This is a genomic window from Pseudomonas sp. Irchel s3b6 (assembly GCF_900187415.1).
Lineage (GTDB): Bacteria > Pseudomonadota > Gammaproteobacteria > Pseudomonadales > Pseudomonadaceae > Aquipseudomonas.
In genome coordinates, this window is the sequence record NZ_FYDM01000013.1 from 63,823 (window position 1) to 77,473 (window position 13,651).

Consider the following 13,651-nt stretch of genomic DNA (forward strand, 5'->3'; position numbering starts at 1 on the left):
GTGCCCATCATACGATACCTCCCCGCGCCCTTGAACGACCCGGCTCAGAGTCCGCTGACCACCTTGGTCCAGAGGCGGGTGACCTGGCGCATGACCTTGGGCTGCAAGGCCTTCAGTGGGAACAGGGTGCTCATGACCTCTGGCGCCGGGTAGATCGCCGGATCATTGCGCAGGCCCGGCTCCAGAAAATCCGTGGCCGCACTGTTGCCGTTCGGATAGTGGATCGAATTGCTGATGTCGGCGATCACCTTGGGCTCCATCAGGTAGTTCATGTAGGCGTAGCCGTTGTCCTGGTTGGGGGCATTGCGGGGCATGACCACCATATCGACGGCCAGGGTCGAGCCTTCCCGCGGGATCGAATACGCCAGCTCGACACCGTTCTTCGCCTCACGGGCAATGGCGGTGGCCTGGGCAATGTCGCCACTGAAGCCAATGGCCACGCAGAGGTTGCCATTGGCCAGGTCGCTGACGTACTTGGACTGATGGAAGTACTGAATGTAGGGCTTGATCTTCAGCAAGGCGGCCTCGGCCTTGAGGTAGTCGGCCGGGTCCTCGCTGTCGTGCTTGAGCCCCAGGTAGTTGAGGGTGATCGGCAACATCTGCGTCGAGTTGTCGATGAACGCGACGCCGCATTGCTTGAGTTTCTCGATGTTCTGCGGATCGAACAGCAGGCTCCAGCTGTGAGTGACATCGGTGTTGCCAAAGATCGCCTTGATCTTCTCGACGTTGTAGCCGATGCCAACGGTCACCCACATGTAGGGAAAGCCGTACTGATTACCGGGATCGTTGACCTCAAGCATTTTCAGCAATTGCGGGTCGAGGTTCTTCCAGTTGGCCAGCTTGTCCTTGTCCAGCTTCTGCAAGGCGCCGGCCTTGATCAATTGCGCCAGGAAGTGGTTTGACGGGCTGACCACGTCGTAGCCGCTGCTGCCGGTGATCAGTTTGGCCTCGAGCATCTCGTTGCTGTCGATCAAATCGTAGGTAGTCTGGATACCCGTTTGCCGGGTGAAGTTACTCAGGGTGTCGCTAGCGATGTAGCTGCTCCAGTTGGAGATGCGTACGGCTTCAGCGGCCACCGCCGCCCCGCTTGAGGCCGCGCAGAGTGCAAGTACGATGTGTTTGGGCGTAATCATTATTGTTGTTCCTGGCAAGGCGCCGACGTGGGTAATGGGTGTGGATCAGGACTCTGATTTGGCGCGACAGGCCTCGTAGCGCAGGCGGACCGAGGCACCGATATCGAAAAATGGCGCCGGTGGCAGCCAGCCCGGCTCGGCTTGGGCGAGCACGTTGTCGAGCAGGGGCGACTGGCTGCCAGACGCCATCTCTGCCAGCAAACGCCCCCATAACGTGCCGCGCGCAACACCGGAGCCATTGCAGCCGGCCACGGTGTGGATACCCCGCTCCAGCCGGGCAAAACGTGGTTCCCCAGAGCGCGTGGCACTCAGGTGACCGGTCCAGCTGTACTGAAAATGCTGCTCGGTGATCCAGGGGAATCGGCGCTGCAAACCCCGCAGGTGGGTTTGTCGACGCGCGCCCAGGGCTGCGCCATCGAGGTCGCGGGAGCGGAACTCCACGGTGTTGCGGATCAGCAGCCGGCGATCGACCGTCAGCCGCAACGTCGCGCCGGCAGGCCGGGTGGACAGTACCCCCCAGGGCTGCGGATTGCCCATCCGGGCGAACTCCTCATCGCTCAATGGATGGGTCAGCGAGGCACTGAGTTCAAGGGGGAACACCGGCTCACGGACACCAACACGGGGCAAAAAGGGCCCGACGCAAATCAGCACCTGGGGCGCTTCCACGCGGCCCTGGGCTGACGAAGCGCTGAGGTTGCCATTGGCCAAGCGCGTGAGGGCGGTGATGTCGGTGTACTCATAGACCGAGACCGATTCCGGCAGGGTATCGCGCAAGCCCTTGGCGTACTTCGCCGGTTGCAACAAGGCATTGCCTCCTCGACACCAGATCCCCGCCCGATAGAACTCCGTGCCCAGGCACCGGCTCAAGGCCTGCCCCTGCAGTAACAGTGCATCGGCCCCGGCGTTGCGCAAGGTCTGCACGCGCAATGCAGCGTCTTCCAGCTTGGCCGGGTCGTGCACCGCAAAGAAGTAACCCTGCTCCTGCAGATCACAAGCAATGCCCAGGCTACTCACGCGGCGGCGCACTTCTTCGCTGGCCGCGCGGCTGATTTGCGTACTGGCCTGGTAGTAGTCGTGCCCCGGACGACCGAGCAGATCGTCACCGGCCGGGTTTTCATGGGCCACCACAAACCCGGAGTTTCTCGCCGACGACCCCTGGGCGGCACGCTGGCGATCGACGATGACAATCCGCGCCTGGGGATGCAGCTCGGCCAGGGTATGGGCTGCCGATAGCCCGGTGAACCCACCGCCAATGATCAGCCAGTCCGCCGTCTGCCTCCCATGCAAGGGCGGTTGCGCAGCAGACGGTGGTGTCTGCGCAATCCAGCCGCAGGTATTTTCAGTCATCTATTCACCTCATACCGTTGAATGCTATAGCCATGAGCAATTAGCATGAGCACATGCCTGCCAATTGACGACCACCACCAGAATTTATGGGGATACGGATGGGCAATCCAACGTTATTAATGCATCCATTCATTCGGTTTTCGCATGGATAAATTCTTTCGACCGCCCTCGTTGCAAGCCCTTCAGGCCTTTGTCGAAGTGGCGACCGCCAGCAACTTCACCGAAGCGGCGGCACGGCTGTGCCTGACCCAGAGCGCGGTCAGCAGAAAGATTCAACAACTGGAGAGCCACTACGGCGTTGCGCTGCTGATTCGCAGCAGCCGCAGCGTGTCGCTGACCGTCGAAGGCAAGGAAGTGCTTGAAACCGCACGCAAGATGCTGGACGACTTGCAGGCCCTGGAAAAGCGCTTGGCACCGCGGGATTCGCCGTTTCGCCTGCGGGTCCACGTGTCGCTCGCCGTGCGCTGGCTCTTGCCCCGCCTGACCGATTTTTATGCGCGCTACCCTGACCTGGCACTGTCGATTGAAACCGTGGCCACCGAGCGGGTCGACCCGTCAGGGGAATGCGACGCCTGCATTCTCTACCTGCCCGCCGTGCCGGACGATGGGACGCACCACGTGCTGTTCGAAGAGTTTCTGGTACCGGTGTGCGCGCCAACTTCGGTCAACGGCAAACCGCCCCCCTCCTCCCGCGAAGCACTGGGTGGCTATCCATTGATTCATGGTTCAACGGGGCAGCTGGAATGGGCAACCTGGTTCAAGGCGCAATCGCTGGAACCCGCCAAGGATTGCAAGCACATCACCTTCAACCTCGACGAACTGGCCCTGGATGCCGCCGCGCGCGGGCTGGGCATTGCCATGACCGACCAGACACTGGCGCAGGAGCACATCCATCGCGGCGAACTGATCATTCCCTTCGGCCCCGCCCTGAGAACCGGTGGTGCCTACACCTTGTACCTGCAACCTTCCAGCGCCTTACACCCGACGCGCCAGGCGGTACTGGACTGGTTTTTCCAGCAGCCCTGAGAACACCACAGAAATCTGTGGGATCCAGAAGATAAAAAAACCCCGGCACTGGCCGCAATGCTGTTCAATTAAGCGTACGCCGACCTTTGTAGGAGCGAGCGCGCTCGCGATGAACTCAAGAACTACGTGATTACTCAGAAAGTACGCGTAATCGTTAACGTCCATCGCGAGCTAGCTCGCTCCTACAATTGCGACCTCATCACTTTAACTGAACAGCATTACGGCACTGGCCGGGGTTCTTTCACATCTGCTTGAAGCCTGCGCCCCAACCAACCGTGTTGGCCGGGGCAATGACTTACAGGGCCATGTCAGCAGCCGGGTTGCTCGGCTGTGGCTTGGCCGGGGCAACAGGTGCCGTGGTCGGAGCCAGTGCCGGGTTGATGGCCGGTGGTGGGTCCAGCTCCAGGACCTTGCTGGTGTAAGCCCATTCCTGGGCTACACGGGCCGGATCATTGTTGAGCTTGGTGCCATAGCTCGGAACGATCTGGCGCAGCTTTTCCTGCCAGGCCGGGGTTGCGACCTTGTCCTTGAAGACTTTCTCAAGCACGGTCAGCATGATCGGCGCTGCGGTGGATGCACCAGGCGATGCGCCGAGCAAGCCGGCGATGCTGCCGTCTTCGGAAGACACGATCTCGGTGCCCAGTTTCAGCACGCCACCGGCGGCTTCATCACGCTTGATGATCTGCACGCGCTGGCCGGCTTGCCACAGGCGCCAGTCTTCAGCCTTGGCGTTCGGGAAGTACTCTTTCAAGGCGTTGAGGCGGTCTTCGTCAGACAGCATCAGCTGGCCAGCAAGGTACTCGACCAGCGGGTATTCCTTGATACCGACCTTGGTCATCGGCCAGACGTTGTGGGTGGTCGTGGTGGTCAGCAGGTCCAGGTACGAGCCTTCTTTCAGGAACTTGGTCGAGAAGGTCGCGAACGGGCCAAACAGGATCACGCGCTTGCCATCCAGCACGCGGGTGTCCAGGTGGGGAACCGACATCGGCGGCGCACCAACCGAGGCCTTGCCGTAGGCCTTGGCCAGGTGCTGCTCGGCGATGGTCGGGTTCTCGGTCACCAGGAACGAGCCACCTACCGGGAAACCGGCATATTCACGCGCTTCAGGAATGCCCGACTTCTGCAGCAGGTGCAGTGCACCGCCACCGGCGCCGATGAACACGAACTTGGCGTCGGTCTGGGTCTCGGTACCGTCTTTCAGGTTCTTGTAGGTAACGCGCCAGCCGCCGTCTTCGTTGCGGACGATGTCTTCGACTTCGCTCGACAGCTTCAGGGAGAAGTTCGGCTTGGTTTGCAGGTAGCTGGCGAACTGACGGGTGATCTCACCGAAGTTCACGTCGGTACCCAGCGGCGACCAGGTGGCGGCGATCTTCTGGTTCGGATCACGGCCTTCCATCATCAATGGAACCCACTTCTTGATCTGCGCCGGGTCTTCGGAGTACTGCATGCCAGCGAACAGCGGGCTTGCCTGCAGAGCTTCGTAACGCTTCTTCAGGAACTTGATGTTGTCATCGCCCCACACGAAGCTCATGTGCGGTGTGGAGTTGATGAACGAATGCGGGTTCTTCAGGATGCCATTCTTGACCTGCCAGGCCCAGAACTGACGGGAGATCTGGAAGGCTTCATTGATTTCAATGGCCTTGGGGATCTCGACGTTGCCGTTCTTGTCTTGCGGCGTGTAGTTCAGTTCGGCCAGGGCGGAGTGACCAGTACCGGCGTTGTTCCAGCCGTTGGAGCTTTCCAGGGCGACGCCATCGAGACGCTCGACCATTTCCATCGACATGCCCGGCTCGAGCTCATTGAGCCAGACGCCCAGTGTCGAACTCATGATGCCGCCACCGATCAGCAGGACATCGACTTTCTTGGTTTCGGCTGCATGCACAGGCATAAGGGCCATCGACATGGCCAGGCCGAGTAGCCCCTTGTTCATTTTCTTCAACATACGGTAATACCTAGGATAGAACGCCATTCACCCGCGTCGTCCCCATGAGGCGCCCTGGCTCACCGCATGCAAGGCTGCATGCCGTCGAACCCCGCTCTCAGAAAGACTGATGGGTGAACATATAAGGCCGACAAACTCGATCGACCTCACGTTTAGGCCCCTCCTGTGCTGACTTTTTGTTAGTCATTGGCTTCAGCTACTTGGGTGACACTAATACTTGTGGGTACATCATCGAACACAGTGAATAAACAGCTTAGACCCGCTTAGCCGCCTGTGCCCGTCAACTGCTTCGCGGCGCTCACACAGGTAGGCGCATCAACACACCGAACCTGTGATCCCCAACGCCGCGAGCCTCCTTGCCGCGACATTCTACCTCAGGTGCCGCGCTCAACGAAGGCGCTTCTGTTTCTCATTTCCTGACTGGATGACCACCCGGCAAGACCTGCTGCACTTGGATTTAGCGGGCCGTGCCACCGCGGGGTTTATAGAACAGGAATTTCCGGGTCTCGGCGGTCTTGACGTACACCCTCGCCCACTCCGGTTTTACCGTCCTGTCATGGAAATACAGGGCGCCACGGGTGCGGTCCCTGAGTTGCTGGTTGAGGGCCTTGCGGGCGATTTCCTTGGCCGTCGCGTAGGGCGCCTCCTCCTCTACCTGATCCGGACGCCCGTCACACCACCAGGAAAACTGGCAGGTCCGGGTCTCGACACCTTGCTTGACCACAGCGCACACCGTATCGGGGAAACCCTCATGACCCAGGCGGTTCATCACTATGTTGGCGACCCCTTCCATATCGGCCGCACCAATCCCCTTGGCCTCCCAGTAAATGGTCCGCGACAGGCAGGTAATGGCATCGTCCAGCGGCGCGCGGCCTGCCGGATCGACCACCTGCACTTCCGCAGGCGTTATGGTTTCAACCTTGGGTCGCGGTGTCGCACCGTCCTTGTCGGCGGCCTTCTCCTCCAGGACCTGGGCCTTGCCCTCGACCGCGGCCGGGTTTCGCACAGCATCAGCGGCGAACACTTGAGCGCCCAGTAACGCGATAACAAGACCACTGGCTATCCACACCGGGCGCATCGTCGGACCTTCTACCTGAACTCGGGTTGAGCCGCCGGCCACCCTGGGTGAGTCGCAGCCCTCTAATGAGTCGACACGGTGGGCGGCAAAACATTCCCGTCCACCAATGGACAACCCATTGCCCATCAGCCAGAAAAGCCATTGCGCGGCGGGAGGCAAAATCGCGCATCATGTGCCCAGTCAGTTCAAGGGAGAACCCCATGCACGTCCTGTCATCCGTTATCCGTCTTGCCGCGTTGTCGCTGGGCGTGATGTGCGCTGCCACCGCCGTGGCCAGCGATGCAACGCAATTGATCGATTCGATCAACAGCTACCGCAGCCAGGTCCAGCGCTGTGCGGGCCAGGCATCCCTGGAACTGCCGCCGCTGGCGGCCGAACCGCGGCTGGTGCTGCCCGCGGCGAGCAACATCGGCGACCTGCAGCAAGCCATGGCACGCGCGGCTTACCCGATGGTCAACGTGCAGATGATCAGCCTCAAGGGTCCCAATGACCCTCAGGCCGCCATGAAAGCGGTACAGGAAAGTTTTTGCCAGGTGGTGCTGAACCCGCAGTTCGTCGATATCGGCGTCAGCCGAGCCGGACGCGAGTGGCGCATCGTCCTGGCCCGCCCCTTGCTGACCGGAGGCCTTGGAGACTGGCAGGCCGAAGGACAGAAGCTGCTCACGATGATCAACAGCGCCCGCCAGCAGCCACGCCAGTGCGGCGCCCAGGCCTTTGTCGCGGCCACGCCGCTGGCCTGGAGCCCGACACTGGCAACCGCGGCCGAAACCCACACCCGCGCCATGGCCAACAACAACTTCCTGGATCACAAGGACCGCGACGGCCGTACCCCCGGAGACCGGGCAGAACTGGCGGGCTACAGTGGCCAGCAGATCGGCGAGAACATCGCCGCCGGACAGGACACCCCGCGCAAAGTGATCGATGGCTGGCTGGCCAGCCCCGGCCACTGCGCCAACCTGATGAACCCGCAGTACCGTGAACTGGGCGCCGCCTATGCGGTTGATCCCAAGAGCGATGCGGGCATCTACTGGACGGCGATGTTCGGCACGCCATGAAGTCGTCGCTCGACCGCGACCAGCCTGGCAACGTAACGCGTTGGACTCAGTGAACGTAAATGCCCCAGACCGTAACGGCAACGACGACCCAGGCCAAAACAACGAATACCGCCGCCAGCCTGTTCACCTGGCGCTGCGGATTGAGTCTATAAATTGTTGGTTGCCAGAGGAGACAAGCATGCTCATGAAACCCGTTGAGGGGGCTGAACTCGAAAAACTTCGCCTTGCATTAAGCGGTTCAGGGTTGCCGTTTGACGACGTGGGGCAACCGGGCCAGCAATTCTTCCGTTTCGAGTTGGATGGGGATTGGATTGCGTATGGGGGGGTTAGAAGGCGAAGGCCCTGATCGGCTGCTGCGCTCAATGGTTGTTGCTGACTCCAGGCGTGGCCAAGGAATTGGGACACGCATGCTTGCTGCCCTGGAGCGTTACGCCTGTGGCCATAAGGTGCTTGCGCTGCATCTGCTGACCAATAGTGCTGCAGACTTATTCAGTGCTCATGGGTACTCACGCCTGGATCGCTGCGCTGCACCGGACTCGATCAGCCAAACGGCTCAATTCTCAACACTATGCGGCTCCTCAGCGATCTATCTGTGCAAAACGCTTAGCGTCGGTGATTGACACCGATAAAAGCTCGCATTACCGGCAACCGCCATCGCGCTGGGTATGCGCGAGGTCGAGCCAAGCCACTGCCCTCCAGGCGCTCAAGCCTGGGTGGCGTGCCTGGGCAAGGCAATGGATATCAACGCGGCGAGCAACACAAAGCCAGAGGAAATCCACAGGCAAGCCATCAGTCCATGGGACTGATAAACCCAGCCTGAAAGGATCGTGCCGATCAGCCGGCCCAGTGCGTTGGACATGTAGTAGAAACCTACATCCAGCGACACCCCATCCTCCTTCGCGTAGGAAACGATCAGATAGCTGTGCAGGGATGAGTTCACCGCAAACAACGCGCCAAACACCATCAGCCCACCCAACAGCACAATCTGCGGCGACCAGCCCGCTGAGAGACCCACTGCAATGGCAGCAGGCAGTCCGGCCAGCAACGCGGCCCAAACCGAGGCCGCTCGCCCATCGGGAACGTGAGCACGCTTTTTCCCGGTGATGTTCGGGGCCAATGACTGCACGATGCCATAGCCGATGACCCAAGCGGCCATGAAGCCACCCACCCGCCAGAAGCTCCAGGCAAACACGGTGCTCAGGTAGACCGGCAACGCCACCACGAACCACACATCACGGGCACCGAAGAGAAACATCCGCGCCGCCGAGAGGATATTGATCGCCCGGCTCTTGGAGAAGATGTCGCGGAACTTGGGTTTAGCCTTGGCTTTGCCCAGATCCTTCTTCAACAGGAACAGGCTGGCCAACCAGATCAGCGCCAGCACCGCGGCCATTGCCAGCAATGCGCCTGTGAATCCCAACAAGGCCAACAGCGCACCACCGAGGAAGAAGCCAACCCCTTTCAGGGCGTTCTTCGATCCAGTGAGGATCGCCACCCACTGGTACAACGTGCCTTGCTGATTATTTGGCACCAGCAGCTTGATCGAACTCTTGGCGCTCATCTTATTGAGGTCTTTGGCGATACCCGACATCGCCTGCGCCCCCATGACCCACGGGATGGTCAGCCAGACGGCAGGCACCGTAAGCATCAGCAAGGCGACCACCTGAAGGCCCAAGCCAATGTTCATGATGCGGTTCAGGCCCAGGCGAGCGCCAAGGTAGCCGCCCACCAGATTGGTGATGACACCGAAGATCTCGTAGAACAGGAACAGTGCAGCGATTTGCAGTGGCGTGTAGCCCAGCGTGTGGAAATGCAGCACCACCAACATGCGCAGCGCGCCATCGGTCAGGGTAAAGGCCCAGTAGTTACCGGTGACCACCAGGTACTGGCGCACTGGCGGGGAAAGGGCTGACAACGCCGTCATGATCGCTCCTTGTCAAACGGCCGAGCCGACCAGCCTGGCCAACTCGACAGCACGGTTGGCGTACCCCCATTCGTTGTCGTACCAGGCGTAGATTTTCACTTGGGTGTCATTGACCACCATGGTCGACAGCGCATCAATGATCGAGGAGCGCGGGTCGGTGCGGTAGTCGATGGAGACCAGGGGGCGCTCCTCATAGCCGAGGATATTTTTCAACGGGCCAGCGGCGGCAGCCTTGAACAGCGCATTGACCTCATCGGCCGAAGTGGCGCGCGCCACTTCGAACACACAATCGGTCAGAGAGGCGTTGGCCAGCGGTACGCGCACGGCATGGCCGTTCAGCTTGCCGCGCAGCTCGGGGAAGATCTCGGCAATCGCAGTGGCCGAACCCGTGGTAGTCGGGATCAAACTCATGCCCGAGGCACGAGCACGACGCAGATCCTTGTGCGGCTGGTCGAGAATGCTCTGGGTGTTGGTCAGGTCGTGGATGGTCGTGATTGAGCCATGGCGAATGCCCAGGTGCTCATGAATCACCTTGACCACCGGAGCCAGGCAGTTGGTGGTGCAGGACGCCGCGGTGACGATGCGGTGCTGCGTCGGATCGAACAGGTGCTGGTTGACGCCCATGACGACGTTCAGTGCCCCTGCCTCCTTGACGGGCGCGCACACCACCACGCGCTTCACGCCCTGGTCCAGGAAGGCCTGGAGTACAGCAACGGTTTTCATCTTGCCACTGGCTTCAATAACCAGATCGCAGCCCGACCAATCGGTGTCGACAATCTCTTTGTTAGCGGTCACCTTGATGCGTTTGCCGCCGATCACAACATGATCGCCCTCGGCGCTGGCTTCTTCGTTCCAGCGGCCATGCACCGAGTCAAAGTTGATCAGGTGCGCGTGAGTCGCGGCGTCGCCTGCCGGATCGTTGATCTGCACGAACTCGAACTCCGGCCAGCTCCAGGCTGCACGCAGGGCAAGACGACCGATACGACCGAAACCGTTGATCCCTACTTTGATACTCATGCTCATGCTCTCTTAAGGCCGCTGTCGGCGGGCAATATCGATGGGGTAATGTCGAACTGGCTGATGTCGCTGATAGGCCCGGCGCGACTCAGCAGCAGGCAGCAAGCCGCTGCGGGCGGTCACCCATCTCCTCGAGGCGCTTGGCGTCGGGACTGAGCCAGTGCTGGTTGGCATCCAGAGTGGCCTTCAGAATGGCGACCACCCAGTCAGGCAGGCTGGGGTGCAGGTGGTAATAGACCCACTGACCTTGCCGACGGTCTTCCAGCAACCCGCAAGTGCGCAATTGCGCCAGGTGGCGCGAAATCTTCGGCTGGCTCTCATTGAGTGCGCAGGTCAACTCACACACGCACAATTCATCCTCACGGACGATGAGCAGCATCAGGCGAATACGCGTTTCGTCAGCCAGGCATTTGAATACGGTGGTGGGTGTCAGATGGTCAGTCATAGAGGTCTCATTGTCTGGTTGCCACCAGCACAAGCATCTTGAGGCATTCAGGAATCCGGTAAAGGGTGTAACAGATGCCCTTCCCTCGCCACCCAAACGAACAGCGCGCACGTTCTTCAGGTTATTGCCAAGTATCGTCAAGGCTGTGATGGATGAATATATGATTATACGAATATGATGTAAAGTTTGCTGAATGTATCGCTGGCAGCCAGGATCACTGATTAACCTCTGACTTTGCTCGCATCAGTGCGCTATCAGTGATGAATTTACGAGCAATTCTGGCAATTCACATTCGATTCGTCGTATATTCAAATATTGTTATTCAATCGCTCATCACGGCTGCACTAGACGCTTCCATACCTCAACCTCACAGGAGCAGCTCCGACCCTTTTCAGGCTTTACATGTGCGCCAGCATGCACATATAGTCGCCACATGACTACATCCCTTACCCGAGCCAAAGCCATCGAGGCCGCCATCGAATCGATTGATGGCGCGTTCTTCAAGGCCCTGTGCGAACCACCACGAGTCGCCGTGCTGAAGCGCGTAATGCTGTTAGGCCGAGCAGATGTCACCGAAATAGCGGCTCAATTGCCCCAGGAACGCTCGGTCGTCTCTCGCCATCTCCAGGTGTTACTTGAAGCAGGGATCGTTCGTGCCACGAAGGTTGGCCGGCAGATGTTCTACGAGGTGGATGGCCCCGCCATCATCCAGCGCCTGGAAGACATCCTCCACCACACCAAGAACATGACGCCACTGTGCTGCCCAGGTAGATCGGATTGATTTTATTTGACCAAATAAGTGCATAGGTGCGCACATATGAACATGACAAACCAACCGTTCGATGTTGTTGTCATCGGGGCTGGCCAGGCTGGATTGGCCAGCGGCTGGCACTTTAAGCAACAAGGGCTCAACGCCCTCATTCTCGACGAGCAATCGCAACCTGGCGGGAACTGGCGTCACTACTACGACAGCCTCGAACTGTTCTCGCCGGCAGCCTATTCCTCTCTACCGGGATTGCCGTTCCCTGGAGCGCCAGGCCACTACCCTGTTCGCGACGAAGTGGTGCAGTACCTGAAGGAGTATGCCGACCTTTTCCAACTGCCTATTCTCCAAGATACTCAGGTCGTGCGGGTAGATCAGGAAGATGGGGGGTTCCAGATAACGGCCGCCAACGGACAGCGCATATTGGCAAGAGCCGTGGTCGTAGCATCGGGAGCCTTTAGTCGTCCCTATATACCCGATGTTCCAGGACTCGAAAACTTCAGTGGCGCTCACCTTCACAGTGCCGAATATCGGAATCCACAGGCTTTCAGCGGGCAGCGCATCATTGTGATTGGCGCTGCGAACTCGGCCGTGCAGATCGCGCATGATCTAGCCAAAGTGGCCACGGTCACGCTGGCTACCCGAGAGCCGATTCGATTCGTTGCGCAGCGGATTCTGGGGGCGGACTTTCACTTCTGGTTGAAATGGACAGGCCTGGAGAAAACCCGCTGGCTAAGTGACCAAAGTACGCCTGTGCTCGACGATGGCACCTATAAAAAGGCGTTGAACGCCAGACACTTCACGCAACAGGCGATGTTCACACAGACCACCTCAACGGGTGTTATCTGGACGAATGGTCAGCATGAGCGTGTAGACACTTTAGTGTTTGCGACAGGTTTCCGTCCGAACCTGTCATTTCTCGAAGGTTTGCCCGTGATGGATGACCGCGGACGAGTCATGCAGTGTGATGGACTAGCTACGCACGTCCCCGGTTTGTACTTTGTAGGGCTGCCAAAACAGCGCAACTTTGCGTCGGCCACCCTCAGAGGAGTGGGACCTGACTCCGGATACATCTTGCCGCATCTATTGCACTACCTGCGTACCTATGATGCAGAGTGGCTGCCCGCAGTGCGGCCTTGACCCTGTTGCTTCGATCGGTGCAACCCACAGCCACAAGCCGACCATCAGCCCCTGTTCATGCCATCGCACGTGCCGCTCCTTCTCTGGGCCCTGTGTCGCGGTTTCTGCCGCTACACTCAAGCAGAACAGGGCATTGCACATGAACATGGCGCGTTATCAGATACAAATTGCGCAAAACATGACGCCGTTTATAGCGCCTACTTATAGTGAGTCGCTCATGAACTTTCGATTGCTCACCGCTCTCATCGCGATGTCTTTTTCATGGTCCAGTGTGTATGCCGGCTACTGGATGGATTCAAATGGCAATCCATCCCCCGACACGGCATCAAGACGATCCATCGGAGAGTTTGGTGGCTGGCTGTTAACCACTTCCGATCCCGATTGGGAGAAAAAGTGGAATACTCCACCCGAAACCGCTCCCGTGTTTAACGAAGCACGAATGGTTACATTGGGTGAAAGAATCTTCACGCTGACCTTCTTTGCCAATCCGGAGCTGGATGCCAATCACGAAGCGAACATAACGTGCGATTTGAAAGTCATCAGGCCGGACGGTACAGAATCGATCAATCAACGAGATGTCGTTTGTTTTCAAGGACGCCTCAAGGAGGAGCCGAGCAATATATACCTCGCCGCCCCCGTGATCGATTTCCTCGCAGAGCCTGGCGATCCCATAGGCATCTGGACGATAGAAATCACTCTTAAGGACAATGTGCGCAAGGTTGTCATACCGCTCAAAACAGCATTCATGCTGAAGTAAGTTCGTGGCAATCCTGTCGATGCA

Annotated in this window: 13 protein-coding genes; 6 read left to right on the forward strand and 7 right to left on the reverse strand. The window is 59.2% G+C overall.

The window, feature by feature from the left end:
* Window positions 1–44: 44 nt before the first annotated feature.
* Window positions 45–1,133: a polyamine ABC transporter substrate-binding protein gene (locus CKW07_RS19520; RefSeq protein ID WP_095146607.1), complete on the reverse strand. Its 1,089-nt coding sequence runs from the start codon at window positions 1,131–1,133 to the stop codon at window positions 45–47.
* A 45-nt stretch (window positions 1,134–1,178) separates the two neighbouring features.
* Entirely contained in the window at window positions 1,179–2,480 is a 1,302-nt protein-coding gene (locus tag CKW07_RS19525) for an FAD-binding oxidoreductase (protein WP_095146608.1), read from the reverse strand.
* 144 nt (window positions 2,481–2,624) lie between these two features.
* Here CKW07_RS19525 and CKW07_RS19530 point away from each other — a divergent pair, with 144 nt between their 5' ends.
* On the forward strand, window positions 2,625–3,506 hold the full coding sequence (locus CKW07_RS19530) for a LysR substrate-binding domain-containing protein (protein WP_095146609.1): 882 nt from the start codon (window positions 2,625–2,627) through the stop codon (window positions 3,504–3,506).
* 295 nt (window positions 3,507–3,801) lie between these two features.
* On the opposite strand, the gene mqo is transcribed toward CKW07_RS19530, so the two are convergent.
* Window positions 3,802–5,448: a malate dehydrogenase (quinone) gene (gene mqo, locus CKW07_RS19535; RefSeq protein WP_095146610.1), complete on the reverse strand. Its 1,647-nt coding sequence runs from the start codon at window positions 5,446–5,448 to the stop codon at window positions 3,802–3,804.
* Between the two features lie 457 nt (window positions 5,449–5,905).
* The gene (locus CKW07_RS19540) at window positions 5,906–6,526 is read right to left on the reverse strand and encodes a cell wall hydrolase (protein ID WP_095146611.1); all 621 of its coding nucleotides are present in this window, start codon (window positions 6,524–6,526) and stop codon (window positions 5,906–5,908) included.
* A gap of 200 nt (window positions 6,527–6,726) precedes the next feature.
* Here CKW07_RS19540 and CKW07_RS19545 point away from each other — a divergent pair, with 200 nt between their 5' ends.
* Window positions 6,727–7,581, forward strand: a complete 855-nt coding sequence (locus tag CKW07_RS19545; RefSeq protein ID WP_095146612.1) for a CAP domain-containing protein — start codon at window positions 6,727–6,729, stop codon at window positions 7,579–7,581.
* 317 nt (window positions 7,582–7,898) lie between these two features.
* Window positions 7,899–8,201 carry a GNAT family N-acetyltransferase gene (locus CKW07_RS25990; RefSeq protein ID WP_218192037.1) on the forward strand — a complete coding sequence of 101 codons (303 nt, stop codon included), beginning with the start codon at window positions 7,899–7,901 and terminating at the stop codon, window positions 8,199–8,201.
* 83 nt (window positions 8,202–8,284) lie between these two features.
* On the opposite strand, the gene arsJ is transcribed toward CKW07_RS25990, so the two are convergent.
* The 3 genes from arsJ to CKW07_RS19565 form a co-directional block, all read right to left on the reverse strand.
* Window positions 8,285–9,505 carry an organoarsenical effux MFS transporter ArsJ gene (gene arsJ, locus CKW07_RS19555; RefSeq protein WP_095146613.1) on the reverse strand — a complete coding sequence of 407 codons (1,221 nt, stop codon included), beginning with the start codon at window positions 9,503–9,505 and terminating at the stop codon, window positions 8,285–8,287.
* A gap of 12 nt (window positions 9,506–9,517) precedes the next feature.
* Window positions 9,518–10,522, reverse strand: a complete 1,005-nt coding sequence (locus CKW07_RS19560; RefSeq protein WP_095146614.1) for an ArsJ-associated glyceraldehyde-3-phosphate dehydrogenase — start codon at window positions 10,520–10,522, stop codon at window positions 9,518–9,520.
* Between the two features lie 88 nt (window positions 10,523–10,610).
* Complete coding sequence (locus tag CKW07_RS19565) at window positions 10,611–10,967, reverse strand: metalloregulator ArsR/SmtB family transcription factor (protein ID WP_095146615.1); 357 nt, start codon at window positions 10,965–10,967, stop codon at window positions 10,611–10,613.
* A 433-nt stretch (window positions 10,968–11,400) separates the two neighbouring features.
* Here CKW07_RS19565 and CKW07_RS19570 point away from each other — a divergent pair, with 433 nt between their 5' ends.
* The 3 genes from CKW07_RS19570 (at window position 11,401) to CKW07_RS19580 (ending at window position 13,627) form a co-directional block, all read left to right on the forward strand.
* Window positions 11,401–11,748 carry a helix-turn-helix transcriptional regulator gene (locus tag CKW07_RS19570; RefSeq protein WP_095146616.1) on the forward strand — a complete coding sequence of 116 codons (348 nt, stop codon included), beginning with the start codon at window positions 11,401–11,403 and terminating at the stop codon, window positions 11,746–11,748.
* A 36-nt stretch (window positions 11,749–11,784) separates the two neighbouring features.
* Complete coding sequence (locus CKW07_RS19575) at window positions 11,785–12,870, forward strand: NAD(P)-binding domain-containing protein (RefSeq protein ID WP_095146617.1); 1,086 nt, start codon at window positions 11,785–11,787, stop codon at window positions 12,868–12,870.
* A gap of 139 nt (window positions 12,871–13,009) precedes the next feature.
* On the forward strand, window positions 13,010–13,627 hold the full coding sequence (locus tag CKW07_RS19580; RefSeq protein ID WP_176465343.1) for a hypothetical protein: 618 nt from the start codon (window positions 13,010–13,012) through the stop codon (window positions 13,625–13,627).
* Window positions 13,628–13,651 lie beyond the last annotated feature (24 nt).

What these genes read in the sequence shown, in the direction of transcription:
- CKW07_RS19530 (WP_095146609.1), top strand. Translation starts at nt 2,625, where the DNA reads ATGGATAAATTCTTTCGACCGCCCTCGTTGCAAGCCCTTCAGGCCTTT.
- CKW07_RS19580 (WP_176465343.1), top strand. Translation starts at nt 13,010, where the DNA reads ATGAACATGGCGCGTTATCAGATACAAATTGCGCAAAACATGACGCCG.
- CKW07_RS19560 (WP_095146614.1), bottom strand. Translation starts at nt 10,522, where the DNA reads ATGAGTATCAAAGTAGGGATCAACGGTTTCGGTCGTATCGGTCGTCTT.
- CKW07_RS19570 (WP_095146616.1), top strand. Translation starts at nt 11,401, where the DNA reads ATGACTACATCCCTTACCCGAGCCAAAGCCATCGAGGCCGCCATCGAA.
- CKW07_RS19540 (WP_095146611.1), bottom strand. Translation starts at nt 6,526, where the DNA reads ATGCGCCCGGTGTGGATAGCCAGTGGTCTTGTTATCGCGTTACTGGGC.
- CKW07_RS19545 (WP_095146612.1), top strand. Translation starts at nt 6,727, where the DNA reads ATGCACGTCCTGTCATCCGTTATCCGTCTTGCCGCGTTGTCGCTGGGC.
- CKW07_RS19575 (WP_095146617.1), top strand. Translation starts at nt 11,785, where the DNA reads ATGAACATGACAAACCAACCGTTCGATGTTGTTGTCATCGGGGCTGGC.
- arsJ (WP_095146613.1), bottom strand. Translation starts at nt 9,505, where the DNA reads ATGACGGCGTTGTCAGCCCTTTCCCCGCCAGTGCGCCAGTACCTGGTG.
- CKW07_RS19565 (WP_095146615.1), bottom strand. Translation starts at nt 10,967, where the DNA reads ATGACTGACCATCTGACACCCACCACCGTATTCAAATGCCTGGCTGAC.
- CKW07_RS19525 (WP_095146608.1), bottom strand. Translation starts at nt 2,480, where the DNA reads ATGACTGAAAATACCTGCGGCTGGATTGCGCAGACACCACCGTCTGCT.
- CKW07_RS25990 (WP_218192037.1), top strand. Translation starts at nt 7,899, where the DNA reads ATGGGGGGGTTAGAAGGCGAAGGCCCTGATCGGCTGCTGCGCTCAATG.
- CKW07_RS19520 (WP_095146607.1), bottom strand. Translation starts at nt 1,133, where the DNA reads ATGATTACGCCCAAACACATCGTACTTGCACTCTGCGCGGCCTCAAGC.
- mqo (WP_095146610.1), bottom strand. Translation starts at nt 5,448, where the DNA reads ATGTTGAAGAAAATGAACAAGGGGCTACTCGGCCTGGCCATGTCGATG.